At 43.1% G+C, this 25159-nt stretch carries 28 protein-coding genes and 1 riboswitch; of the genes, 21 read left to right on the top strand and 7 right to left on the bottom strand.

Annotation, left to right across the window (positions count from 1 at the left end; genetic code table 11):
* Positions 1-40 precede the first annotated feature (40 nt).
* The 5 genes from pduL to ASD40_RS01015 all read left to right on the top strand — a co-directional run bounded on the left by pduL (position 41) and on the right by ASD40_RS01015 (position 4102).
* A complete protein-coding gene (gene pduL, locus ASD40_RS01035) occupies positions 41-610 on the top strand; it encodes a phosphate propanoyltransferase (protein WP_057301494.1) in 570 nt (189 codons plus the stop codon).
* A gap of 162 nt (positions 611-772) precedes the next feature.
* Positions 773-2242, top strand: coding sequence for a tRNA (N6-isopentenyl adenosine(37)-C2)-methylthiotransferase MiaB (gene miaB, locus ASD40_RS01030; RefSeq protein ID WP_442952623.1), 1470 nt, complete (start codon positions 773-775; stop codon positions 2240-2242).
* A gap of 109 nt (positions 2243-2351) precedes the next feature.
* Positions 2352-2741, top strand: a complete 390-nt coding sequence (locus tag ASD40_RS01025) for a RicAFT regulatory complex protein RicA family protein (RefSeq protein WP_057301685.1) — start codon at positions 2352-2354, stop codon at positions 2739-2741.
* 147 nt (positions 2742-2888) lie between these two features.
* Positions 2889-3623 (top strand): phosphonate ABC transporter ATP-binding protein, encoded by a 735-nt coding sequence (locus tag ASD40_RS01020; RefSeq protein WP_057301492.1) that lies wholly within the window; start codon positions 2889-2891, stop codon positions 3621-3623.
* The gene (locus tag ASD40_RS01015; protein WP_057301491.1) at positions 3620-4102 is read left to right on the top strand and encodes a low molecular weight protein-tyrosine-phosphatase; all 483 of its coding nucleotides are present in this window, start codon (positions 3620-3622) and stop codon (positions 4100-4102) included. The genes ASD40_RS01020 and ASD40_RS01015 overlap by 4 nt, the downstream gene beginning before the upstream one ends.
* 90 nt (positions 4103-4192) lie before the next feature.
* Here the strand turns inward: ASD40_RS01015 and ASD40_RS01010 are convergent, their stop codons facing one another.
* Both ASD40_RS01010 and ASD40_RS01005 read right to left on the bottom strand, forming a co-directional pair.
* Positions 4193-4591 (bottom strand): hypothetical protein, encoded by a 399-nt coding sequence (locus ASD40_RS01010; protein WP_057301490.1) that lies wholly within the window; start codon positions 4589-4591, stop codon positions 4193-4195.
* 89 nt (positions 4592-4680) lie between these two features.
* Positions 4681-5928 (bottom strand): sensor histidine kinase, encoded by a 1248-nt coding sequence (locus tag ASD40_RS01005; protein ID WP_057301489.1) that lies wholly within the window; start codon positions 5926-5928, stop codon positions 4681-4683.
* A 214-nt stretch (positions 5929-6142) separates the two neighbouring features.
* Between ASD40_RS01005 and ASD40_RS36945 the strand changes: the two genes are divergently transcribed.
* The 9 genes from ASD40_RS36945 to mgrA all read left to right on the top strand — a co-directional run bounded on the left by ASD40_RS36945 (position 6143) and on the right by mgrA (position 15432).
* Positions 6143-6319, top strand: a complete 177-nt coding sequence (locus tag ASD40_RS36945) for a hypothetical protein (protein WP_156389848.1) — start codon at positions 6143-6145, stop codon at positions 6317-6319.
* A 113-nt stretch (positions 6320-6432) separates the two neighbouring features.
* On the top strand, positions 6433-7443 hold the full coding sequence (locus tag ASD40_RS01000) for a 2-oxoacid:acceptor oxidoreductase family protein (RefSeq protein WP_029195292.1): 1011 nt from the start codon (positions 6433-6435) through the stop codon (positions 7441-7443).
* 34 nt (positions 7444-7477) lie between these two features.
* Positions 7478-9781 (top strand): thiamine pyrophosphate-dependent enzyme, encoded by a 2304-nt coding sequence (locus ASD40_RS00995; RefSeq protein WP_057301488.1) that lies wholly within the window; start codon positions 7478-7480, stop codon positions 9779-9781.
* A gap of 70 nt (positions 9782-9851) precedes the next feature.
* Entirely contained in the window at positions 9852-10145 is a 294-nt protein-coding gene (locus tag ASD40_RS00990; protein ID WP_057301487.1) for a hypothetical protein, read from the top strand.
* Positions 10146-10263: 118 nt separating this feature from the next.
* Positions 10264-10351, top strand: a riboswitch (cyclic di-GMP riboswitch).
* A gap of 164 nt (positions 10352-10515) precedes the next feature.
* Positions 10516-11469, top strand: coding sequence for a C40 family peptidase (locus ASD40_RS00980; RefSeq protein ID WP_057301485.1), 954 nt, complete (start codon positions 10516-10518; stop codon positions 11467-11469).
* A 106-nt stretch (positions 11470-11575) separates the two neighbouring features.
* A complete protein-coding gene (locus tag ASD40_RS00975; RefSeq protein WP_057301684.1) occupies positions 11576-12169 on the top strand; it encodes a ribonuclease H-like YkuK family protein in 594 nt (197 codons plus the stop codon).
* Between the two features lie 147 nt (positions 12170-12316).
* The gene (locus ASD40_RS00970; RefSeq protein ID WP_057301484.1) at positions 12317-12823 is read left to right on the top strand and encodes a hypothetical protein; all 507 of its coding nucleotides are present in this window, start codon (positions 12317-12319) and stop codon (positions 12821-12823) included.
* Positions 12824-12847: 24 nt separating this feature from the next.
* Complete coding sequence (locus tag ASD40_RS00965) at positions 12848-13876, top strand: phosphotransferase (protein WP_057301483.1); 1029 nt, start codon at positions 12848-12850, stop codon at positions 13874-13876.
* Positions 13877-14442: 566 nt separating this feature from the next.
* Positions 14443-15432: an L-glyceraldehyde 3-phosphate reductase gene (gene mgrA / locus ASD40_RS00960; RefSeq protein ID WP_057301482.1), complete on the top strand. Its 990-nt coding sequence runs from the start codon at positions 14443-14445 to the stop codon at positions 15430-15432.
* 3 nt (positions 15433-15435) lie between these two features.
* On the opposite strand, the gene xerS is transcribed toward mgrA, so the two are convergent.
* On the bottom strand, positions 15436-16518 hold the full coding sequence (gene xerS / locus ASD40_RS00955; RefSeq protein WP_057301481.1) for a tyrosine recombinase XerS: 1083 nt from the start codon (positions 16516-16518) through the stop codon (positions 15436-15438).
* A gap of 205 nt (positions 16519-16723) precedes the next feature.
* On the opposite strand from xerS, the gene ASD40_RS00950 reads away from it, so the two are divergent.
* The 7 genes from ASD40_RS00950 (at position 16724) to ASD40_RS38415 (ending at position 22178) form a co-directional block, all read left to right on the top strand.
* Entirely contained in the window at positions 16724-17227 is a 504-nt protein-coding gene (locus ASD40_RS00950; protein ID WP_156389865.1) for an RNA polymerase sigma factor, read from the top strand.
* 1 nt (position 17228) lies between these two features.
* Complete coding sequence (locus ASD40_RS00945) at positions 17229-18104, top strand: DUF3298 and DUF4163 domain-containing protein (protein WP_057301479.1); 876 nt, start codon at positions 17229-17231, stop codon at positions 18102-18104.
* 64 nt (positions 18105-18168) lie between these two features.
* Complete coding sequence (locus tag ASD40_RS36940) at positions 18169-18504, top strand: hypothetical protein (RefSeq protein WP_156389847.1); 336 nt, start codon at positions 18169-18171, stop codon at positions 18502-18504.
* Positions 18505-18802: 298 nt separating this feature from the next.
* On the top strand, positions 18803-19822 hold the full coding sequence (locus ASD40_RS00935; RefSeq protein ID WP_057301477.1) for an ABC transporter ATP-binding protein: 1020 nt from the start codon (positions 18803-18805) through the stop codon (positions 19820-19822).
* Positions 19797-20600 (top strand): ABC transporter permease, encoded by an 804-nt coding sequence (locus ASD40_RS00930; protein ID WP_057301476.1) that lies wholly within the window; start codon positions 19797-19799, stop codon positions 20598-20600. The genes ASD40_RS00935 and ASD40_RS00930 overlap by 26 nt, the downstream gene beginning before the upstream one ends.
* Entirely contained in the window at positions 20584-21429 is an 846-nt protein-coding gene (locus ASD40_RS00925; RefSeq protein WP_057301475.1) for an ABC transporter permease, read from the top strand. The genes ASD40_RS00930 and ASD40_RS00925 overlap by 17 nt, the downstream gene beginning before the upstream one ends.
* A gap of 86 nt (positions 21430-21515) precedes the next feature.
* Positions 21516-22178, top strand: a complete 663-nt coding sequence (locus ASD40_RS38415; RefSeq protein ID WP_235549127.1) for a DUF3892 domain-containing protein — start codon at positions 21516-21518, stop codon at positions 22176-22178.
* Positions 22179-22330: 152 nt separating this feature from the next.
* On the opposite strand, the gene ASD40_RS00915 is transcribed toward ASD40_RS38415, so the two are convergent.
* The 4 genes from ASD40_RS00915 to ASD40_RS00900 all read right to left on the bottom strand — a co-directional run bounded on the left by ASD40_RS00915 (position 22331) and on the right by ASD40_RS00900 (position 25092).
* Positions 22331-22612 carry a hypothetical protein gene (locus ASD40_RS00915; RefSeq protein WP_057301474.1) on the bottom strand — a complete coding sequence of 94 codons (282 nt, stop codon included), beginning with the start codon at positions 22610-22612 and terminating at the stop codon, positions 22331-22333.
* 132 nt (positions 22613-22744) lie between these two features.
* Entirely contained in the window at positions 22745-23608 is an 864-nt protein-coding gene (locus tag ASD40_RS00910) for a helix-turn-helix domain-containing protein (protein ID WP_057301473.1), read from the bottom strand.
* Positions 23609-23743: 135 nt separating this feature from the next.
* Complete coding sequence (locus ASD40_RS00905; RefSeq protein ID WP_321166557.1) at positions 23744-24163, bottom strand: DUF3995 domain-containing protein; 420 nt, start codon at positions 24161-24163, stop codon at positions 23744-23746.
* 197 nt (positions 24164-24360) lie between these two features.
* Complete coding sequence (locus tag ASD40_RS00900; RefSeq protein ID WP_057301471.1) at positions 24361-25092, bottom strand: YqjF family protein; 732 nt, start codon at positions 25090-25092, stop codon at positions 24361-24363.
* Positions 25093-25159: the final 67 nt, after the last annotated feature.

Genomic DNA, 25159 nt, shown 5'->3' with positions numbered 1-25159 from the left:
CAATACTGACTACTATTATAAAAGTTAAAGGATGGGTACTATGAAAACAGTCCCGGTAGGGGTTTCAGCTAGACACATACATCTATCTCCAGTTCATATCGACATTTTATTTGGTCAAGGTTATGAATTGACGACGTTTAAGGATCTCTCACAATCCGGTCAATTTGCGGCTCAAGAAACGGTAACGATTGTTGGACCGAAAGGAAAGATCGAGAAGGTACGTATTCTTGGACCTGCACGTCCAAGTACACAAATCGAAGTATCGCGAACGGATGCTTTTTCCTTAGGGATAAATCCGCCGGTACGTGAATCCGGACACATTGAGCAAACTCCTGGGCTTCGTGTCATTGGTCCAAAAGGGGAAGTAGATCTGGAGCAAGGTGTAATAGTCGCGGCTAGACATATTCATTTCCATACTTCGGATGCAAAGAAATGGGGCATTCAAGATAAACAGCTTCTGCGTGTCAGAGTGAATGGAGAACGCCCATTGATTTTCGAGAATGTCATTGCACGTGTATCTGATAACTATGCATTAGATATGCATATTGACACGGATGAAGGGAATGCTGCTGGTGTGAAAACTGGCGATTTAGCAGAACTATTAGATTAGTTCTGTATGTAAATATTCATACATATGCTAATTTCTTTTTGTACTATGTAGGCATGTGATGCTATAATAAAAGTTGCGTCAGTTTAACAGCAAAACTCAGTTAACGCTTACGAAGTAAGTTTTCTACGAAAACTCTCAGGAGGAAAGAAAGTGGCTAACCAAGTGAAATCCGACAAGGATTATTCCCAATATTTTCAGCCTCCTTCACTGACAGATGCAAAGAAGCGCGGAAAAGAAGAGATCGCCGTACACTATGACTTCACCATTCCTGAGGACATGCAGGAGTTCGGCAAAGATAAATATTATTTGATTCGCACTTACGGATGTCAGATGAATGAGCATGATACAGAAGTAATGAAAGGTTTACTAGAGCAAATGGGCTATCAAACGACAGAGGACAAGTACCAAGCAGATGTTATTCTGCTCAACACTTGTGCAATTCGGGAGAATGCCGAAGATAAGGTGTTCGGTGAACTTGGCCATTTAAAGGCACTGAAAGCACAGAAGCCAGGCCTTGTTCTTGGTGTTTGTGGTTGTATGTCGCAGGAAGAAGCGGTCGTGAATCGAATTATGCAAAAGCATGCTTTTGTAGATTTGATCTTCGGAACGCACAATATTCATCGACTTCCGACCTTATTAAAGGATGCCTTTTATAACAAGGAAATGGTCGTTGAGGTATGGTCCAAAGAAGGCGATATCGTTGAGAATTTACCGAAAAAACGTGAAGGAATCCGTGCTTGGGTGAACATCATGTTCGGCTGCGATAAGTTCTGTACATACTGTATAGTCCCTTATACGCGGGGTAAAGAGAGAAGTCGCCGACCACAAGACGTGCTTGCTGAGGTTAGAGACTTGGCTCGTCAAGGGTTTCAGGAAATTACGCTGCTTGGACAGAATGTCAATGCTTATGGTAAAGATTTTGAGGATATTACGTATTCATTCGCTGATTTGATGCACGATATTCGTAAAATTGATGTACCGCGTATTCGTTTTACTACTTCGCATCCAAGAGATTTTGATGATCGCTTGATTGAGGTACTAGGTAAACGCGGTAATCTTGTAGAACATATACATCTGCCAGTTCAATCGGGTAATACCGAGGTTCTGAAAAGAATGAGCAGAAAATATTCCAGAGATCATTATTTACAGCTGGCCGGTAAAATTAAAGAAACGATGCCCGATGTCGTTCTGACAACAGATATTATTGTTGGTTTTCCTGGCGAAACAGATGAGCAGTTCGATGAGACCATGTCTCTTTATGAGGAGGTAGGCTTCGATTTCGCGTTTACATTCATTTATTCACCGCGAGAAGGTACGCCTGCTGCCGATATGGAAGACAATGTACCGATGGAAGTGAAGAAACAACGTCTTTATCGCTTGAATGAGCTTGTCAATAAACACAGTAAAGCGAGCAATGAGAGATTGTTAGGGCAGACTGTTGAAGTACTAGTTGAAGGCGAAAGTAAGAATAACGCTGATGTACTAGCTGGTCGCACTCGGACGAATAAATTGATTCATTTTACAGGTGATAAATCTTTAATTGGTCAAATGGTTGAAGTGGAAGTGACGCATGCACAAACTTGGATTTTGAAGGGTGAAATTGTAAACAAACACATGGAAATGTCCATTTAATTTGAAGCTGAAATAGATAGGAGCGTGTTTAGAAGTGTCCCAATGTGATCATAATCATAACGATAATCAGCCTCATGCTTTTAAAGTAGAGGAGTTTACAAATACGGAAATGATCGTACGCGAAGATATTTTAACCAAAGCCAAGGAATTGGCTGATTTGTTAACGACTTCGAATGAAGTACAGTTTTATCAAAAGGCTGAGAAGCAAATCGCTACGAATCCTGATATCCAAGTTCTAATTAGTGCGATCAAGAAGAAACAGAAGGAAGTCGTTGCTTTCGAGACTTTCCAAAATGCTAAAATGATTGAGAAAATAGAGAATGAGATTGAAGTACTGCAGGATCAATTAGATGAGATTCCGATTGTGAATGAATTCAAGCAAACACAAGATGATATCAACTATTTATTGCAGCTAGTTATGTCGGTCATTCGTGACACGATTTCGGATAAAATTAATGTAGAAGCAGGCACGGCGGAAGCTCCGACATCTTGCGATTAAGATAACATCCTTTGGGAAATAGAAAATCGCCCTCTACTCAGGCTTACCGCTTGAAACGAGTGGCGATTTTTTCCCAAAAGTGCAACTTATGAAATAAGTCTTTCTATCAGAAAGACGGAAGAAGACTTACTCGAAGGAGACATCGTCATGCTTACAGTTCGTAATTTAAGTAAAGTATATCCTCCGGACATTCAGGTACTTTCACAAGTGAGCTTTCAAGTTGATGAAGGCGAATTCATTGCGGTTATTGGGGGCAGTGGTAGCGGAAAAACCACGTTACTGCGCTGCATCAGTCATCAAGAGAAATGGACAAGCGGTCAGCTGATCTATAACTCCATTGATATATCGAAGCCAGGACCATTCGAACGCTTCAAATTAGGTAGAGATTTCGCATTTCTTGAAGAAAAGCCTGCTTTGAATCGAAATAAAAGCGCTGTCAAGAATGTTATGATGGGCCGTGTCTATCAAACACCTTTGCGTATTTTGACTGGCATGACGTCAAGAGATGAGCACGTGGACAGCATGGATTATTTAGAAAAAGTGGGGTTGCTTGATAAGGGTGAGAAGAAAGTTGGTCAACTAAGCGGCGGTGAGCAGCAGCGTGTTGCTATTGCTAAAGCGCTAATACTTGGACCAAAGGTACTTGTCGCCGATGAACCTGTATCTGGTCTTGATCCTAAATCAACGGAATATATCTTGCAGGATTTGAAATCGCTTTGCAAAGATCGAAATATGAGCGTCATTGCTACGCTGCACCAAGTTGAACTAGCGGAGAGATATGCCACGCGTATTTGGGGACTTTCTGAAGGTAAAATAGTGCTGGATATTCCGGCTAGGTCGCTCACCATGCGTGAAAAAAAGCTCATTTTTGGTGAAGTATGATCCAGGTCTTATTCGTTTGCTTAGGAAATATATGTCGTTCTCCCATGGCTGAAGCGGTTTTTCGTCATCAGGTTAAACATGCGAGTCTTGATACTGTAATTGCTATTGATTCTGCCGGAACCGGTGATTGGCACATTGGACACCCACCACATCAAGGAACTAGGGACATATTGGATCAGTATCAGATTAATTATGAAGGTCTAAAAGCAAGGCAAGTTAGGCCCGATGACTTCGTTCAATATACATATATCATTGCGATGGATGAGAGTAATGTAACGAATCTGGCATCGTTTGCTCCTGATTTAGTTGAAGGTGAGAAACGAGCTGCCATTCATAAATTGCTGGATTTTGCACCTGATCGCGCCAATAAAGATGTTCCAGACCCTTATTACACAGGTAATTTTCAAGAGGTGTACGAGATGGTAGAAGAGAGCTGCGAACGCTTACTAGCCTATATTGTCGAGAAAGAAAATCTTTAAAATCTGTAAATGATCTCTTATGAAATAAAAAAAGCAAGGGCGAGAAAAGATTCTTTCTTTTCACCTTTGCTTTTTTGTTGTAGAGGAGCTCTAAAATATAGTTATTCCGATGCGCTGCATATATTCAGATATGGCTTTGAGCATACTCGGATGGATGGGAATGATGATATCGGTTGGCCCAATTTCGAATAGCCCGCTGCGGTTATGGACGGTAGCTGCTTGGACATAAATGCGAAAGTAATCAGAACCGGGAGCTGCATGGGTGAATTCTCGATTGGCTGATCGCAAGTTTACGAAGGTGACGGCTTTAAGAGCAGAATGATCGTATGGAATAATGCTAATTATATGTTCCAACTTGAAATAATAATTAATGTGAGGTTTGTGAAGGATCAGCTCTTTGGATGAGACGGTAAGACCGAAATCCCTCTTCTTATGCGACATTTTCAAGTCGCCCTCAAGTGATTTAATCGGAATGAAATCTGAATTCATAGTAAAGCCCTCCTAACCAATCATGGTGATCGCTTGTCTTAACAGAATAGCACAGATCATCAAGGTTGTTAATGGAGAGCGTTGGATGCTCACTTTTGCTGAAATAAAATGGAGCATTGCGTGCCTTGGTTTAAATGACTGGAGAAAGAGATTTTTCCATTCATCATTTTGATAATACTCATGACCACGACAAGCCCAAGTCCAGTCCCTTGTTCTTTGGTTGTATAGAAGGGCATACCTAGCGAATTTAATTGCTGTTTACTCATTCCAACGCCTGTATCAGAAATAGAAATTTGTACGGCATTAGGCAGTTTACAGGTGCTTAATGAAATTTTACCGCCGTTAGGCATGGACTCAATCGCATTCTTAACAAGATTCATCAAACATTGGCGCAGCTTTTTGGATTCTCCTAGGATGTATAAGGGATCTTCATTTTCATGACTAATATGAATAGCAACCTGGTGATCTGCAGCAAATGGCGTGATGAAACGCAGCATAGCTTCTATTTCTTCTTTGAGTTCTAATTGTTCCTGTAAGTTAGATGACGGCTTGGCATAATTTAAATAATCACCCAAGATGGCATTCGCTTGATCCACACCTGACAACGCAAGGTCGACATAACGTTTGTGATCGTTGAAGGATAGCTCTTTCTGATCCAGCAATTGTAGAAAGCCCCTTGTTGATGTGAGAGGATTACGTATTTCATGAGAAATGGTGGCAGCGAACTGTCCGAGCATTCGATCCTTTTCCAATGCGACAAGTCTCTGTTTGTGAACCTCATGTTTTTTTACGAAAAATTGTAAGTATGTAATCATCCATAGAGAGAAAAAGGAAAAAATTACGGTGTATACAGCATACAAAGTAATAGGAGATCGTATGTACAGCATCAAAAGCGCATACAATACTTCGTACACGAGCAGCATACTTGTTGCATAAGTTAATTTCATCTTGAGTGTAGGTTGATTTGTAGTATTTCTGATGAGAAATCCACCTAATAGTAAAACAGCACTGCTGATTAGAGCGGGTTGCCAGTAGTAATTCAGGACGACCATACAGCCAATGTTAAATAAGGTCAAGGTAATAAAAGCTGGGATAAATCCGACAAAAAGAATCACTGCAATCAAGCTGACTGGAAACAAATGGAGGGAATAAATTAAGGGATCAATGTCTTCAAATTTCCAGTACAAAAAGATGAGTACGATTAAAACAATTGCGAATAGAGATCTACGCTGATATTCTTTGTAAATGAAAATAGGGGTAAGAACTAGATGGATTAATATAGCACTCATGATGTAGAAGAGACCATGTAGTTCATTGGAAATGATTGAATGGAGCATATGAAATGCCATCCTTTCCGCTGTCCGACAGTATCTTTATTATTTCTACATTATCTCACATAAACTGACCTTATCAAGAGAATTGGGGCATTTCGAATGCTAAAGATTTGATAAAGACTTATGGTGTTATTCCTATAAACCGCTGTATAATAAAGGAATACGAAGGTGCAAGCGTTTACAATCTGAGTTGGTTGTCAAACAAGGAGAGATGAGGATGCGAGCGTGCTCACAGGTTTGCGGTGTTGTCTTTAATCCGATTGATGATGATTATGTGGACGTATGTGAGGATTGTGAGGATGCCGAGAAAGATAATTCTGCTCAAGATGAGAATCCAGGGCCGAAAAGTTACTATTTAGGAGGGTGCGGCCTCATAATCGATTATTTGCTATAAGTGAACCCTTCAAAAAAAGGTTGATTACCAGAGATTTCTTGTTACAATGAGAGTAGATTTACTATTCATACTATTCATTCTTTATGCAGTTCATTTTTGAAAGGAGACCTGGCATGGTAACTTTACCTAAATTGAACGATCTCGGTTTTTTTGAGATTAGACTGGAATCCATCGGGGGACTCGGCGCGAATCTAGCGGGTAAGATGCTGGCGGAAGCGGGAGTCGTAGGGGTGGGTTTGAACGGAGTTAGCTTTTCTTCCTATGGTTCAGAGAAGAAAGGATCGGCAGTGAAAGCACATATAAGGTTTTGTGACATGGATACGAGAATTCGGGATACTTCACCGGTCGAACGACCGCATGTTGTGGGTGTTTTTCACGAATCACTCTCCAAAACTGTAAACGTTATCAGTGGCATCTACGAAGATAGTACAGTACTTGTGAATTCGACAAAAACACCGGATGAGTTGAAGGAAAAGATGAAGCTCCGGGGCGGTACCATTGCCGTTATCGATGCAATTGGAATCTCGCTAGAAGAAAAGAACCGAGTGAATATGGCAATGCTTGGCGCTCTGTTCCGGTTGTGTGATTTTCTAGATCCAGATGTTATGAGAGGCGTTATTCGTAAATCGTTGGAAAAGAAATATCCGCTTGCTGTTGCACCCGCCTTACGAACGTTTGACCGCGGTTACAATGAAGTTAAGTTCCAAACGTATGCGCTTCCAGAAGGTGAGACGATGCCCGACTTCGTTCGTTTCGATACGCCAGTGCTTGGCTATGAAACGCAGTCCATTGGTGGTGTCATAACGAATCCTGGGAACAGTATTCTGAAAGATTTAAGCATTTCGCGTGCGGGAATGATGCCGCACTTCCATGAAGATAAATGTATTCACTGTGCTTCCTGTGATAATGTGTGTCCGGATTTCTGTTTCGTTTGGGATGAACTCCCCGACAAGAAGGGGCGGCCTCAAATGTTCTTACAGGGGATCGACTATCAATATTGCAAAGGCTGCCTTAAATGTGTACAGGCTTGTCCGACCGAAGCGCTCACTAATGAGCGGGAAGAAGATGGTTATGCAGATTTAAATCGCATGCCGCATCGATTCAATCTAGCTGTAAACTCTTAGAGAGTATTTATGGGAGAAGGGTGGAACTACTCGCATGTCCATTGATATCAAGAAGGAATTAGGGCAAGCCAAGGTCGAACAGCGCATCGTGTATGAATCAGGTAACGAGATGGCGGCATATGCGGCTCATCAAATTAATTATCATGTTATGGGATATTTTCCGATATCTCCATCTACGGAGGTTGCCCAATTTCTAGATCTTATGAAGTCCAACGGACAGCATGACATCGTGCTCATTCCAGCAGACGGTGAACATGGTTCGGCAGGCATATGTTATGGCGCTTCAACTGCTGGCGGCCGCGTATTTAACGCGACAAGTGCCAACGGTTATTTGTATATGTTGGAACAAATGCCGGTACAATCCGGGACACGCTTTCCCATGGTGATGAACTTGGTATGCCGCTCCGTATCCGGACCGCTGAATATTCATGGGGATCACTCTGACTTGTACTATGCTTTAAATACGGGATGGCCGATTGTGATGTGTCGCGACCCTCAAGCAGTCTATGACATGAATATCATAGCTTTAAAGCTGGCTGAAGATCCAGAAGTTCGATTGCCAGTATTGGTTGCTTCGGACGGTTATTTCACGTCCCACCAAAAACGTAGAGTACAAACGTTCGCGCATCGTGAGGATGTGCATGCTTTCGTCGGTGAGAAGCCACAGGGCTTCCCAGATACGCTAGATCGTAATAATCCGATTACCGTAGGTCCTTATATGAATGAGCCGGATTATATTAATAACTGCTACCAGCAGTCCATGGCCATGTATAACGCTGAAGGTGTTTATGACCGTATTCGGCAGGAATATGCTGAGTTGACAGGCCGTGATTATCCGATTCTTGAGCTATATCGGATGGAGGACGCGGAAGTCGCCGTGTTCTTGATGAATTCGGCTTCCGAAATCATCAAAGACGTCGTCGACCAGCTCCGCGAGAAGGGCATAAAGGCCGGATCGATCGCGCCGAATATCATCCGTCCATTCCCAGCAAAGCAGATCGCTGAAGCTTTGCAGCATGTGAAGGCGATCACCGTTGGCGATCGCGCGGATTCCTATGGCGGCCATGGCGGCAATATGGTCAACGAAATTAAAGCGGCGCTGTTCACACACGGGAACAGAGATACGCTTGTCATAAGCCGAATCTACGGCTTAGGTGGCAAGGACTTTTATGCCGAAGACGGGCATAATTTGTTCCAATTTGCCATTGACGCTGTACAAAGCGGCAAGGTTGAGGTTCCCTTCGATTACTATGGCCACACGCCAGGTGATCCTTCAAAAGCGCCGAAGCGGGTGTTGACGCCGATGAAGTATGAGGATTTGAAGACGGGACTCATCACGGTAACACCGGATGAGAACACGGGCAAGCTGAATGTACGTATCCCGCCTTTACGTGCATTGACGAAGAAACCAAAGCGTATTGCGCCGGGGCATGGCGCATGTCCAGGCTGCGGCATTTTCTCTGGCTTGGAGTTGTTTTTCAAGGGGATTGAAGGTGATATTGTCTCGATCTTCCATACAGGCTGTGCCATGGTTGTAACGACAGGTTATCCGTATTCGGCGCACAAAGCGACGTATATTCATAATCTGTTCCAGAACGGCGCAGCGACCCTCTCAGGGGTTGTGGAGATGTTCTGGGAGCGCAAGCGACGTGGCGAGCTAGACCATTTGGGTTTGAAGGACGATTTCACCTTCGTGATGATTACTGGTGACGGCGGGATGGATATCGGCATGGGACCGGCGATCGGAGCGGCTTTGCGCAATCATAAAATGATTATCCTCGAGTACGATAACGAGGGATACATGAATACAGGTGCGCAGTTGTCTTATTCGACGCCAATGGGTCATCGCACATCGACTTCGAACGTTGGGAAGCATCAGGGTGGTAAAGTGTTCCATCACAAGGATACAGCGCAAATTATGGCTGCTACCCATATTCCGTATGTATTTACGGGGTCGGAAGCGTATCCGCAGGATCTTGTAAAGAAAGCCGCGAAAGCACAATGGTACGCCCAAAATGAAGGATTGGTATATGGGAAAATCCTCATTGCCTGTCCACTCAACTGGTTGTCGGATGACCAGGAAGGCTCCAATATCGTCGGAGCTGCGGTAGATTCCTGCTTCTTCCCGCTCTATGAAGTAGAGCACGGGGTTACGTCCATCACGTATAATCCGGAGGATAAGAGCAAGAAGATTCCACTGTCGGATTGGCTCAAGACGATGGGGAAAACGAAGCATATGACGAAGCCTGAATATGAAGGTTCCCTGAAGTCGTTCGAGACGGAAGTTGAACGCCGTTGGAATATGTTAAAAGCGAAGCATGAGAATGCTTATTTATAAGTCGTCATCATAAAAATGAAGGCACATTCACCATGATGGTGAACGTGCCTTTTTATCGGAGGAATGAAAGATGCCCTATGTACTGCAGCACAAAACATCGCAACAGATTTTCACATGTACACAAGTCAATCACTACGGTTTAGCCTATTATGGCGTTAAATTTTGGCCGGATTTAGAAACGGCTGAGCAGCAGTTTCCTGCTTTTCTACACAACATTGGGGGAATGGAGACGGATGCTTGGCATGTGACTGAGCTTGAGGAAGGGGAAATGAAGCTCTGCAATGTGAAGTTGAAAAATGACCCTAATTTGCAAGTGTTTTGGCCTCTTACACGAAAACCGGAAGTCCGTAAACCGGAAAAATAAACCATAGCGTCAATAGGTACGCAGCCACTATGATTTCGACAACAAACGCAACCTTTCGCCTATATTCGTGAAGGCCCCCTCAAACTATAATAAGGATGCGAATGAAAAAATTAACATCACAACGGAATGGCAAACCGAGCGAAAGCTTGGGACGCAAAGCTAAAGGGGCTCTCGTGCCTAAAGCAGAGTGCCAGCCAGCTGTCGAATGCGATGGGACCCTTCTACAAGAAGAGGATGACCCAGTTGAGGCAAACGGGTCATCCTTTTTACGATGAAGAGGAGGTGTCAGGTTCAAATTATCCATTTCGTCAGTTCGGTTTTACGTAACTCAAATACAGCTAGAGTGATATCAACCTATGGAGGTATGACGATGAGAAAATGGACGATGGTCCTTGGTATGCTAGTTTTAGCGCTTACTTTTGTAGTCCCGGCAGCTATTCAGGCAGATGAGGGGATAACGACGAAGGCCCAAATTGTTTCGGGCGTAAGTTTCAGAGATCAAGCTAGTACTTCAAGTAATGTTATACGGTTATTGAAAACAAACGAAATTGTCACTGTCACCGACTATGTAACGACGAATTGGTATAAAATCAAGGATGCGCAGGGTGTAAGCGGTTATGTTTCGACGAATAGCAAATACATAAAAATAATTAGCAATGCAGAAATCATTTATGGCGTAAACTTTCGCACACTTCCATCTTCTGATCCCGGCTCTAAGGTAATTCGGATGCTTAGTAAAGGGGAAGACGTCCTCGTTAAAGAAAAAGTCAACGATAGTTGGTACCAAATCCAAGATGCCAATGGAATTAGCGGTTATATAAGCACAAATAGTAAATACATAAGCACTGATTTCTCCGTCATCAAACCCAATCTACCTCTCGCCGAAGAAATTGAAGCCGTTATTGCAGCTGGCAAAGTTTACTTAGGCACTCCTTATGAATTTGGTTCGGAACGCAACGATACCACGACCTTCGATTGCTCGGATTTCATTCAAACGATGTTCTGGGATGCTTTACGATTTTCCGTACCTAGCGATTCACAAGCACAAGGCAACTATGTTAAATCGTTAGGTCCTGTTAGTAAGGACTGGACAAGTTTGAAACGTGGAGATCTGATGTTCTTCAGCAGCTACAAAGGAAGTAAAGCAACAGATTATGATAACATGAACGTTCTTACAGAACCGATCACGCATGTTGGACTATATTTAGGAAATGGGGATATGCTGCATACGTATTCGATCGAATCCGGCGGTGTTCGTATGGATACGATCGCTGGAAAGCAATGGGAAAATCGATTTTTGTACGGCGGCCATGTTTTACGATAAGTGATGGTTCGATCAGAGGAACTTTGCCATATACTATAGATAGGGGCGGATGCAGCTTCAGCATCCGCTTCTTCCTCATTCTAAGAAGAAAGGAAGAACCTTATCTTTGAAACCTTTGACGACGACCCATCCACTGGAATTTCGGAACACAACGGAAAGAGGACTAAACCTAGATACCGTACACGAGCGTATTCTCCATTTCATGCGTCACGACCCCGTAGCAACCTACAAATTTATTATTGGTACGGATTGTCAGGTACATCAAGGTCATACGAAATTCATTACTGGTGTAGTTATCCAGCGGTTAGGAAAAGGAGCGTGGGCGTGTTATCGTCAAGTCATCGTTCATCGGGCCCTACATTCGATTAGAGAAAAGCTTTCGATGGAAACTGCTCTGAGTGAAGAGATTGCGATGTATTTTGATGAGTCTAAGCGACAGGATATGGAAAACATCATTCTTCCACATCTATATCAGGGTGCTTCCTTTGATATGTTTATTCATATTGATGCAGGTGACGATGAGAATAAGAACCGGACGGCTAAATTCGTCCAAGAGATGGTAAGGAGAGTGGAATCCGTCGGCATGGTTCCTGTTATTAAACCGGATTGTTATGTAGCTTCGGCTTATGCCAACCGTTTTTCGAAGAAGCCGTATCAGCCAATTTATGAGAATCATGAGGTCATCGATGGCATCCTATAAGAGTTATAGAAACCGTTAGTTCGATGTGGTCTCCTCGATCATAGGAACTGACGGTTTTGTTTGGTTGAGAAGGTATTGAAAAGAGGATTCCTCAGCTTCTTAGCGAAATAATGCTTCTACAAGGTTAGAGAGAAAGGGGAGAACAAGATGAGCAAAACTTTTATAATCGAAGCCGTTATGCTAGCTGTGCATGGTCAGTTAATGCTGCCAGAACAGCCTGTTACTTATGTGATACCTTATACCAGCATTCAGGAGTTATACGAGCTTCAGACAGGCAGTGAGCCAATCATGTTAGAGGAAGAAGACGATGGCTTCGTGAAGCAAATGATTGGTGAGCTGATTGCTTTCTTCGAGGAATCTTTTAATAAGAAAAAAATTGAAAAAGCATTAACTGTTCCTTGGCGGAAAAGCCCTCCTTTACCAATAAATGAGCATGTCACCTTGGTGGTTGTTTATGCGATTGACAATGAGGAGTATGGGGACAATTTCGACCCCATTGAAACCGAATTAATTCTGACCGCCATCAAAGAACAGGCTGCTCTGTTAACTGATCAGTTAGATTTCATTGAACGTATGGTTCAAGCGGGGATTCCAGTCGAAGCTTATGACGTAGAGGATTTTGAATTTGCGGTAGAAGGTGACAATCAGGTTTAAGAAGAGGAGTTGAGGAATGCAATTATGCGTGTCAAAGATCAAGAGGAGCAATTAACCTCACTGCCAACCTACTGGTTTCCTACTCAAACATGGTCCATGCGTGTTGGCGCGGGAGGTATGAATAATACAACTCGGTTCGTAGAGGTGGAAGGTACTTCTTATGTTCTTCGATTGTACGAAACTCATCGTGACATGGACAAAATTATGTTCGAGCATAGTGTTCTATTGGCTTTAGATAAAGAAAAAGATAAACTTCCATTTCGTGTACCTGTGCCAGTGGAGCTCCCAACTGGGGGGACTGTTGTCCGATTAGACGCTAGGGAAGGCAAACTGGCTGCCTTATTTACGTATACAGATGGCTGCAACCCCACTTGGGGGAATACGCAGCAACTGCTGCAATTCGGAGAAGCTGTCGGAAACCTGTCATCTGCTCTGGCTGCGATTTCCATGGAGCTTGAACCTGTCTACCCACCTTATTATGAAATTGAACATATCCATCCTCGCTGCACGCCAGATGCGATTCAAAAGTTCTGTCTTCATCCACCAGAACCATTCAGGATGCAGAGCGATGAGCTTTCCTATATATTTGGACGTTTTACTGCTTTTTATAAGGCTATTCCTGATCTAAGAAAGCTTCCACATCAACTCGTTCATGGTGATATTAATGGATCTAATATGCTGGTTAATGCCGATGGACAAATTACGGCCGTACTTGATTTTGAGTTCGTAACTAGAGATGTTCGAGTGATGGAGCTGGCTGTCTGCTTATCAGATCTTATCGATCCCACTCTACCTGCAGAAGAACTGCGACGTAATTGTACTGCCTTTTATCAGGGGTATGGCCAATCGATTGATTTAGGAGAGGAAGAAATTGCGCTGCTGCCTCTTCTGATCGAGCTTCGACGGTTAGATGTATTTATCCATTTTTTGGGGAGATACTTGGATGGTGTGGATGCTCAAGGCGTACTCGTTGATATTATTCATAACACGTTTGACAAAACGAAGTGGCTGCAAATGAATGGCTCGGAGCTTGTGCTTACTTTGCTCAAATAGCATGAAGATGGGGGTAATCGTACAAGCGATAGTTCGCTAGTTGGAATACCATATAGCACCAATTGAAAAGGTGGTGTTTAGGTATGCCTAAAGGTGTTTATCTGGGGAATGCTCTCGCTGTACCGAACTGTGGTAGGTTTTGTCGTAATGTGTGTACGCGATTATTTGTAGTTGGGCGCAATCAATGTATTGCGGATTGTCTGCGGTGTGCTGGATTACGCGGAAGTGCAAAGTCCACAGTAAAATCAAAAGGAAAAATGGCTGACAAATCAAAACGTAAATGTCATTGTGGTTGTGGCAAATGTAAATAAATTTGAACAAACTGTCGAAGAGATTCGGCAGTTTTATTTCTGATTGTAGGTAAAATAAATGCATGACTAACCTCGAGGTAAGTAAGACACGTTTTTTTCAGTTCTTTTTTTGTTGCTTCAGTTAACCTATACTAGTACTTAAGAAGCCAGTTACTGGTGAAACTTTGGTGGATACTTACGAAGTAAGTTATCTGCGATAACACAAGTGGATGCTTACGAAGTAAGTTTTCTACGATAACATTTAGGAGGACAAAAATGGTCTATCAAGCAAGCTCAACGCGTTATGCAGAAATGAAATATAATCGTGCAGGTAAATCAGGGCTTAAGCTCCCGGCTATTTCATTAGGATTGTGGCACAATTTCGGTGGATTAGATCTCCATGAGAATGGAAGAGCTATGCTGCTTCGCTCTTTTGATTTAGGGATTACCCATTTTGATTTGGCTAATAACTACGGGCCGCCACCAGGGTCAGCTGAGGAAATGTTTGGTAAGGTGCTGAAAAGTGACTTGGCCGCGTACCGCGATGAGTTGATCATCTCAACTAAGGCTGGTTACCACATGTGGGAAGGACCTTATGGAGAGTGGGGCTCCAAGAAATATCTAGTATCCAGCTTGGATCAAAGTTTGAAAAGAATGGGATTAGAATACGTAGATATTTTCTATTCACACAGACCGGATCCGAATACGCCATTCGAAGAGACAATGGCTGCCCTGGATTTAATTGTTCGTCAAGGTAAGGCGTTATACATAGGGCTATCCAATTATACAGCAGAGCAAACGAAGGAAGCGGTAACCATTCTGAAAGGCCTGGGTACACCGCTGCTGATTCATCAACCTTCCTACAGCATGCTGAATCGTTGGATTGAGAATGGCCTGCAGGATGTTCTGGATGAGTATGGCGTAGGCAGCATCGCGTTTTGTCCGCTTGCTCAAGGCTTGCTGACGAACAAGTACGTGAGTGGGGTGCCAAGTGATTCTCGCGCGGGCGGGAAGAGTCAATTCCTGAACACGAAAGATATTACGGAAGAGAAACTTGCTCAAATAAATCAACTGAATGAGATAGCGAGCAGTCGCGGCCAAAGCTTGGCGCAAATGTCACTAGCTTGGGTTCTCCGCGGCGAGCGAGTAACGTCAGCGTTGATTGGTGCTAGTCGTGTGTCTCAAATTGAAGAGAACGTAGCTGCGCTTAAAAACTTAGCATTTACGCCAGAAGAATTGGCTAAAATTGAAGAAATCCTGAAGTAACCTTCAGGATTCCAGCCGTTTATCAATTGCTTCGGACATTGTTTTATCGGTGAGATGCGCATAGATTTGCGTTGTTTCAGGGGAGGCATGTCCGAGCTGCTCTTGAGTTTTGTACAAGTCATTCTGTAAGTAGTAATCTGTGGCGAACGAGTGCCGCAGCTTATGAACCGACAAGTAGGGCTTGCCGAAGCGCTTAGCGTACTTGATAACGAGTTCTTGGATAGCCCGTTTCGTCATACGTTCGCCCTCTTTTTTGCCATTAGCCATGGCAAGGAAGAGGGCTTTTTCCTTTTTGAGCGGCTTATAGCGAGTTGAGCGGATGTTGATATAGTCCGTTAGAGCTTGAATAGCTTCATTTCGGAAGTATACGGGAGTTTTGAACGTGTCATCATTCTTACCTTTGCGATATACATAGGTAAGCTTCTTCTTAAGGTCAATATCATCGACGTTTAGATTGAATACTTCGGATACTCGGAGCCCCGAATTTAGTATGAGTGTAATGATGCAGGTATCTCTTATTTTGTTCAACTCATAGGAGTAGAGAGCTTGCTTATTGGTAGCTACATCGTGCTCATAGCCATGCTGCACATACGCAATAAACTCAACAATTTCCTCTTCTTGAAGCAGCTTACCCTCGAGCTTAGCAGCACTGTCCTTGGGCCTATGCGATCGTTTGATCTCCACTTTGGCCATCACATTGCGCTTCAGAAGCGGGTAGAAATTATCATCCTCGGCAATTTGGCTTAAATAATGGAATAAGGAACGCAAAGCGGAAAGCTTACGGTTAATTGTAGTTTTCACATTAGCCTGAACTTTACGAGTAGCTAGGAACATGCGAAAGTTGTCAACGCTATCCATATGTAATTTCTCCAAATCCTCCAGAGGAACTTGGTTCATAGAGGGAGCAGAACTTAATCCTTCGGCCAACAGCCAGGATAGAAAGATTTCGTAATCACGCACATACTCAAGTAAAGACGATGGAGAGAGGTCAGGCAGCTTATAATTGATGAATTTCTCAATATACCACGGCATGGTAGGGATTCTTTTTTCTAATTCAAGGCGATCTTTGACTTTAATGATGTTCATAGGTAAATGTCACCTCACTAGCTTCTTCTTGCTGTTAGTATAGCAGTGGGTGAGGGAAATTGGTAGAAGAAGGTCGATTCGGAGTATGCGACCCTGTGCTATTATTTAGTGTACCAAACTATTCTACGCACTCGCACGTCCTAGCTCATACAAGACCAAATCTTATGCGCGCGTAGAAAAAGGAGCGTCTTTTAAACTCATGACGATGAATGGCAAGCTAGAAAAATTACTGATTGCATGTATTACGGAACATAAAGAAAATGTCTATCGATTAGCTTACAGTTACGTGAAAAATTCGGAAGATGCCCTCGATGTCGTTCAGGACGCCATACATAAGGCTTTTGCTTCAGCTGGCTCTTTGAAAGACACCGCATCCATAAAGAGCTGGTTTTACAGGATTGTTGTAAATACGTCATTGGATTTCTTGAGGAAGCATAAGAAAATTCAAGTCGTTGATGAAATCACGATGGAATCGTATGCTCAAGGCAGTGAAGATACCTATACCAATATTGATCTGGAAAGGGCACTGGATGATTTGCCCACAATCTATCGAAGTGTGATCGTACTAAGATTTTTTGAGGATATGAAGATTGATGAAATCGCCGAGGTTTTACAAGAAAACAGCAGTACAATTAAGACACGATTGTATCAAGCCCTCCGATTACTCCGGATTAAAATGATTGACGATAAGCTAGAGGAGGTCAACTAAAATGAATGAGAAAATGGAACAAATGAAACAACACTATATGGATATTCCGATTCCAAAAGAACTGGATTTTATCGTAAACCAGGCTATTAAGCAAAATAAGAAAAGAAAAAGCAATATTAAATGGGGATTTGCAGTAGCAGCGGCGGCTATCTTATTTGTCGCAGGTATCAATACTAATTCTACTTTAGCCCATGCTTTATCTGAGGTGCCTCTCGTTGGCGACCTTGTGAAGGTGTTAACTTTTAGAGAATATAAGTTCAATGATGGAACCTTTAAAGCAAATCTAGAAGTACCTGTAATCACGAATTTGGATAATAAAACGTTAGAAGATACTCTGAATAATAAATATCTGGAAGAAGGCAAGAGGTTATATACGAATTTCATCTCTGAAATGGAAAGTTTGAAGCAAAATGGCGGCGGTCATTTAGGTGTAGATAGCGGTTATGTCATTAAAACCGATAACGATCACATCCTTTCCATGGGAAGATACGTGGTAAATACAGTTGGGTCCTCCTCAACAACATTTAAATACGACACAATCGACAAGAAGAAACAATTGCTGATCACTTTGCCAAGTTTATTTAAAAATGATGACTATATCCATATTATTAGTGAAAACATTAAGGAACAAATGAAGGAGCAGATGAAGCGGGTTCCGCAGAAGATTTATTGGGTTGAGGGTGTTTCTAATGAGTTGAATTTCTACTTCAAAACCATCACGAAAGATCAAAACTTCTACATTAATACGAATGGTCAACTCGTTGTCTCTTTCCAAAAATACGAGGTGTCTCCCGGTTATATGGGTGTTGTCGAGTTTATCATTCCGACTCCTGTGCTGTCTGATGTTTTGAAGATGGGTGGCGAATATATTCATTAGGAATAAAAAAAGGAACATTTACTAAAATTAATCGGGTATGAAAAATTCAGCTGGGGGTATCTCTATGCAACAACAAACGCCGCAACAAAATCAACAAGGTTTTGAGCAAATAAAAGAAGCTGCCCAAAAAGCTGAGCAAGCTGCTGAACAAACGCTGCAAGTTGCTCAGGAGATTTATTCACAGGCGACTGAAGCTGCACTGTCCGAAGCAGAACAACAGCTGCAAGATCTTCAGGGACAAATCCAGCAAGCCCAGCAAAAGACGGAAGATTTAAAACAAGAATTACAAACGACACAAGAATCGCAGCAATCCCAACAATCTCAGCATTCTCAACAATCCCAACAATCTCAACAATCTCAGGACTCTCAACAATCTTCGCAATCTCATCAATCCCAATAATGTAACGTCTGTGAGTTAGCGTAAAAAGTCTGTGCACCTGCAACAGGCTTTTTTTGCTTGGATGGGTCGCAAAAAAAGTATTGTCTGTACATGACATCATGTGTTAATATGTGGAAAATAAACGGAAGGGCTTCTAGGGATCCGAACCTACCAAGGTGGCGAACCGAGCGAAGCCGACACGGATAAATGACGTGTTACACCGTAAGGGATAAAAGACCTTCGGAAAGTTCCGCCTGTTTAGGCGAAACGGACTGAGGTCTTTTTTGCTTTACCGAAATAAAAAGTGGAGGGAATAGAGATGGCATCGATCCGTGTGGAACAATTGGGGAAATCCTTTCAACTCAAGAAAAAAGAAGAAGGCTTTATGGCGAGTGTTCGGGCACTGTTAAAGCCGGAGTATATAGATAAATCAGCCGTAGAGGACATAACGTTCTCCGTGGATCAGGGGGAAACGCTTGCCTTTCTCGGACCGAATGGTGCCGGGAAATCCACGACTATTAAGATGCTGACAGGCATCCTTCATCCTACAACAGGTCAGGCTGAAGTTCTAGGCTGCTGTCCATGGAAGGAGAGGACGAAGCTGAGCTATCGAGTAGGCTCTGTCTTCGGGCAAAAGTCGCAGCTTTGGTATCATTTGCCTCCCATCGATACCTTCGAGCTAATGAGCCGTATTTACGAGCTGCGGCGCAGTGAGTATGTACGCCGTCGTGATGATCTCATTGAGAGATTCGAACTCGGGCCCTATCTGCATACGGCAGTGAGGAAGCTCTCGCTAGGCGAAAGGATGCGCTGTGAGATCGCTGCTTCCTTGATGCACCGCCCACAGGTGCTGTTCCTTGATGAACCTACGATTGGGTTAGACGTTGTCGTTAAACAGCGAATACGCGAGCTTATTCTAGAGTTAAAACGTGAAGAAGGAACCACTGTATTTCTAACGTCACATGATGCTGGTGATATTGAGAGGCTATGTGACCGGGCGATTGTTATTAATCATGGTCGGATTGTCTTCGATGACCGTGTCGAGGTGATGAAGCAGCAGTTTTTGACACAAAAAACAGTCCGCCTTGTACTGGGAGAGGAGCCGGATGCCATAGAAATTGTCGGGGCGAAGGTACTAGAACGAAGTGGTGTAAGAATTTCACTTTCTGTTGATATGGGTCAAACAACAATTGAAGCAGCGCTGTCCCAGATCATGGCTGAGCACCGCATCATTGACGTTACGGTTGAAGATCCACCGATGGAGGACATCATTACACGTATGTACGGGAACTTCGGTAAGGAGGAGAAAGGACATGAACAACTGGAGAAAATCGGTTAAATATGCCTTTATCGGCAAAATCACACTTCGCAATCAACTTGCTTATGTGGCCGATTTTCTAATCCGCTCGTTGTTTCTGCTGTTGATTCTTTATATTTTTCTTCAACTATGGCAGACAACGTTTCGCGGCGAGGGAACGGAAACCATAGCAGGCTTCAGCTTCAAGCAAATTATGTGGTATCTCGTTATAACGGAATCGATGATCCTCGCTAGTCCTAGTCTCTGCTCACGCGTAGAGGAAGAAGTGAAAACCGGGGAAATCGTGTTCAAATTTGTCCGTCCTGTCAATTTTGTCGCCTTTCACTATGTTGAGTATATGAGCGAAGCTACGATTCGGTTTCTAGTCAACGCGGCGCTTGGCGGTTTGTTAGGTTTACTTATTATGGGGCCGCCTGATTTTGGTTATGGCTTGCTATGGTTGCCCATTGTGGCATTATTCGGTTTCACGGTAAATTTCATGCTGAATATGGTTTTAGCGCTAAGCTCTTTCTGGGTGGAGGAGACACGCGGTTTGGAATTCGTATACAATAAATTTTTATTCACGATAGGCGGCATGTTAATGCCTCTAGAGTTATTTCCAGACATACTGCAGCGGATAGGACGATGGCTGCCGTTTCAAGCTATTGTCTACATCCCGGCCAAGACAGCAGTGACCTATGATGCAGTTCAACTACCAATCATGATCGGCACACAGCTGTTATGGGTTGTTATCATTGGCATAATTGTCTCATTGGTCTATAGAAAAGGAGTGAAAAAGCTCAATGTTAATGGTGGATAGCTGCAATTTGACACCCATTAGTGAATTTGATCAGCCAGGTAAATTCAGGCGTTTAGTTCGATTCGTCTGGCAATGCTGGAAACTTAATCTTGCTGGCGCCATGGAGTTTCGGATGAGCTTCTTTCTCACGGCAGGAATGATGATTATCAATAATGTAGTGTGGATTGTGTTCTGGGGACTTTATTTTGGCCGCTTTCCTGTATTGAATGGATGGGAGCTGCAGGATGTGATGATGTTATGGGCTATAGCAGCTGGTGGCTTTGGTGTTATGGCTACGTTTTTCGGTAACGCAATGCGAATTTCAAATCTGATCGCAACCGGACAGCTTGATATTTATTTAACGCAGCCTAAGCCAGTGCTTCTTCATGTTCTCATCAGCCGCATGTCGGTAAGTGCAATTGGGGACGTCTTATTCGCACTTATTATTTACGTAGCATTTGGTGATAAATCAATGATAGGCTTCATCAAATTTGGTCTAGCGATGCTTTTATCGACGCTGATTTTCTTATTTTTCACGATCATTGTGAACTGTCCTGTGTTCTGGTTAGGGAGTTCGGATGGGCTGAGTTTTCAGCTATATAATGGGCTCCTGACATTCACCACGTATCCAACGAGCATATTTCGTGGGCTAGGCAAAGTCGTACTGTTTACTGTGCTGCCTGCAGGGTTCATCAGTTATTTACCCATTGGGTTGTTACGTCAGGCGGACATTCCATTTATATCAGGTGCCATTGCTGTAACTGGCTTACTTTGCTTGGGAAGCATTTATTTGTTCTACACAGGACTCAGACGATACGCCTCTGGCAATATGATGGGGCTTCGGCGTTAATTGGGTTAAAAGGGATAAGCTGCATATAGGTGACGCATGCTATAGGTGGAAGCCGCTTTATAGAATTAACAAAGGAGCTGATATCTATGGCGCGACGCCGACGTGGACAACAACCGATGATGCAGAATCAACCGTACGGTACGACGAATACACAGCTTGAACCTTCTCAAAGTTACAGTAATGCGGTCGAACCAGTCCATAATGGGAATTACGCATGGAATGGTCAACCGATTCCAAACGCACAAATGTACCAACAATCCGGACAATATGGGCAGCAGTCATTTATTCCCCAAGCTCGTAACAATGGAACTCAGACTTCCCAAGGCGGAATGCCAGTTCCAGGTTCATCGGGCAACATGAATGCCGAATATGGTCAGCGTAACACGGGAATTAACCATGCAGATGCGAGAAATGTAGGCTTTCAAGGGGGATATACCGGCTATGGTGCGAATGGCCAACCAACCCAGTATGGCACATTTATGCGGGATGGAACGCAGTATGGTGCAGGTCCACACACGATAGACCCCAATAAAGCTATTATTCAATCCGTCCATTATGGAGATGGCGGCATCAGTGCGGTTCAATTCCAAGATGGCAGGGTGGTTGATATTGCTAACGCCATTGCCATGACAGAAGCAGGATTGATTGAAGATGTGAATACGGGCAAGAATCGTGAAGGTCAAAAGACGCTCAGATCTTATCCGGATGGCGATCCAAGCAACAATTTATCTAATCTACCTCGATTTTAAAAAGATGATGTGAAGCAGTTTGCCAGGGTGCAAACTGCTTTTATTATGAATAGGTGCTCCAAATGAAAAAGCCACCGTTACAAGCCGGCGGCCTTTTTGCTCTAACGTTCTAATGAGCTCATATAATAGCATTCTTTGAATGCGGATACATTTTATTTTTTAAGATTTGCCAAATACTTGAGAACAAGTCCAAGTGCGCCGACGTAATAAGCAACTAATAATACGAAGCCTGTTGGATCCAGGGACAACATGTTGGAAATTAAAAATAAAGGGAAAACATAGAACAGCATATCTTGCAGATAAGTCAGAATCAGAGTGCTGGAGAAGCTGCCGGCTTTGAGTGCTTTATATAAGCCTAGTAAAAAGCTAAGCCCCATAAAACCCAGAACTACCCACATCGAATAGAGCATCCAACCCGTAAGTGTAAGTGTCATTTAGTTTCACCTCCCCGTAGGAAGATTTTCTTTCTACTTTATCATATGCTGCCATATGACAAGTCGTACTGGGACGACACGATTATTTTATATAAAAAATTTGTTTACATAATCATGATTATGTAAACAAATTCAGAGCTGCATATTGTTTCGATAAATAAGGGGGGAGACACCGACGTATTTCTTAAATAACCGTGAGAAGTAAAAAACATCTTTATAACCAAGTGAATCTGCGATCTCCTTTACGGTATCGTCTGAATTCAGCAAAATGTTTTTCGCTGCGGCCATTTTCAAACGGTGAATATAGGCTCCAAGTGGGTAGCCGGTATATTCGCTTACGATCCTCCGGAGCGTAGAAAGCGAGATATGGTGGCGCTTAGCGATAACCGCCGCGTCAAAAGGCTGGAACAACGAATCACCGAGATCAGCCATGAGATCGATCAATTGCTGTGTTTTTGTCGTTTCTGCCGGTACTTGAGCTTTCAGAATAAATTCAAAAAGCAAGGACTCAAGCAGCAAGGCAGCACGGTCGATATTATCGGGTATACCGCTTTCCATAAGGATAAAAATGCGCTCGATCCGATTGTGCTGGGCGGCATCTTCATGCCCAACCTGCTTCACTGAATCGACTTGTGTAAGCCAACTGCTAAGCCATTCCGCAATACGGGTTCCCTCGAATGTGAAGTAGTACTCGTCCCAATAACCATCTGCATCAGGTCCGTAATTATAAACAGCTCCAGGTCGAAGGAAGAACAGACTGCCGCTTTCAATGTGTTGAACGGCGCCGTCATCGACTTGATAGGAGCCCTTTCCACCAGCAATATAGACAATGGCCCACTTGGTAAATTTAGCGTGAGCTCGAAATGATATACGGCCTGGGAGATGCCCAACAGCGAGAATAATCAAGGATTGCAGCTTTAATTTACTGGAATCAATGGGCAATGAAATGATCCGAAGCGGATAAGGACTGATCATATAGTCCATGAATCTTGGCATATCGTGTATTCCCTCCGTGTAAGCTCCATGGTATCGTTGATAAAGTGTTAAAAGCGAGAAGAATAGAAAGCAGAGAAATAACATGACAACATCGCTAAAACGTTTATTACTGATGAATATAAGCGAAAGGGTGAATTAGCTGTAAATGAGCGTGTAATAAAATGTGAAGCAAAGCCATAGGCAAAGCGGTGTGAACAAAAATGTATCATATGTAGCGAAACTAGTCTGTTTGACCCTCTTAAATAAACCCACATATTTGAAATCCCCTATTGTCCGGAGTCCAAATACGAGGACACAAAGCCAACAGCCCCATTGAACCCATGGAGACGAAGGGAGGGCTGGAAGTAAGCGCCCTTGAATAGCCAGCAGCAGTGCAGCGCTAAACAAGAGAATGGCTACGATTAAAGTCGCTATTAAGCCAGGTTTAAACGTCAGTTCTCCTGAACTGCTTGTAGCAGGGATAACAACTCTGCTTCCCCATTGACCGCCAAATGCCCAGAACACATGTAAGCCTCCGATGCAAAATAAAAGGAAAATAGAAATTCCACTGATCATCATCCTTGAATCACAGCCTCTCGTTAATGAATGCCATCTCTGTCATTATTTTAACTGAAATAAGCTTTTTCCAATAGGAAAAGGCACGAAATGATAGAAATAGCGCGTTAAAATGTGGTTTTTATATGAATTAGCTGCATTAAATATTAATATTGTTAATTATTTTATCATCACCTTGAAGTAGGAATATCGTGTTTTTATGTAAGGCGATGCTTTTCAAGTGCCCAGATTTTAACCTCTAATTTCTTAGCATAATGTAAAAGCGGTGGTGTATTTGGAAGCTGGATCCCAAAAGAGTTAGGGAGGGTATTAACGTTGATTGAAGCTTCAGCCGATTGTAAGGGCCATGGGTCATGATCGATTTCTCCTCGATAAACATTACCACGTCGATCTGTGCAATAGAGGCAATAACGTTCTGTTAGCCAATATTCTAGAGTTTCAGGATTTGTTAATTGTATGTCGGATGACGGGCGATATTCACCAGTAAATTCACCTTGTCGTGCACGGTTATCTTTTCGTAAACATTCGTAGAATATGGTGTTATCTGGTCGATGTTGAACTTGAATATGAGCATAAAAGTACGGGAGATGGAAAGCGAAGCGTGCTGCTTCAATAGCGAATCGGTTATGCGCATCTAGACTGAAAAAGTAAACGCCGGGTTTACCGTTGATGGTTACGTAGGTCCTAACATTAATTTCTGGAAAAGCTGAAAAGTAGGGTAATGGAGGTATTCCTCTAGGTGCAACGCCTGACATGTGAAAGGGGACAACACCAATCCATGCTGTTCCGTCAAAGGTATCAATAGGGATATGGGCGGGTAGGAGTGGTCTTAATGTTTCGATGGGAATGGGCCAATGAGCAAAGAGTAAATCATTCCAGATTTGGTGCATGATCCAGGGCTTGTTAGGTAACGGCCATGAGCGACTCATAAGTGGTTCTCCCTCTGTATTCGCGACTTCGAATTTATTATGTAGATTAATCGTATTGATTTAGTGA

The sequence above is a fragment of the Paenibacillus sp. Root444D2 genome, from assembly GCF_001426375.1.
Classification (GTDB): Bacteria; Bacillota; Bacilli; order Paenibacillales; family NBRC-103111; genus Paenibacillus_E.
This window is presented reverse-complemented; position numbering and strand designations above follow the sequence as displayed.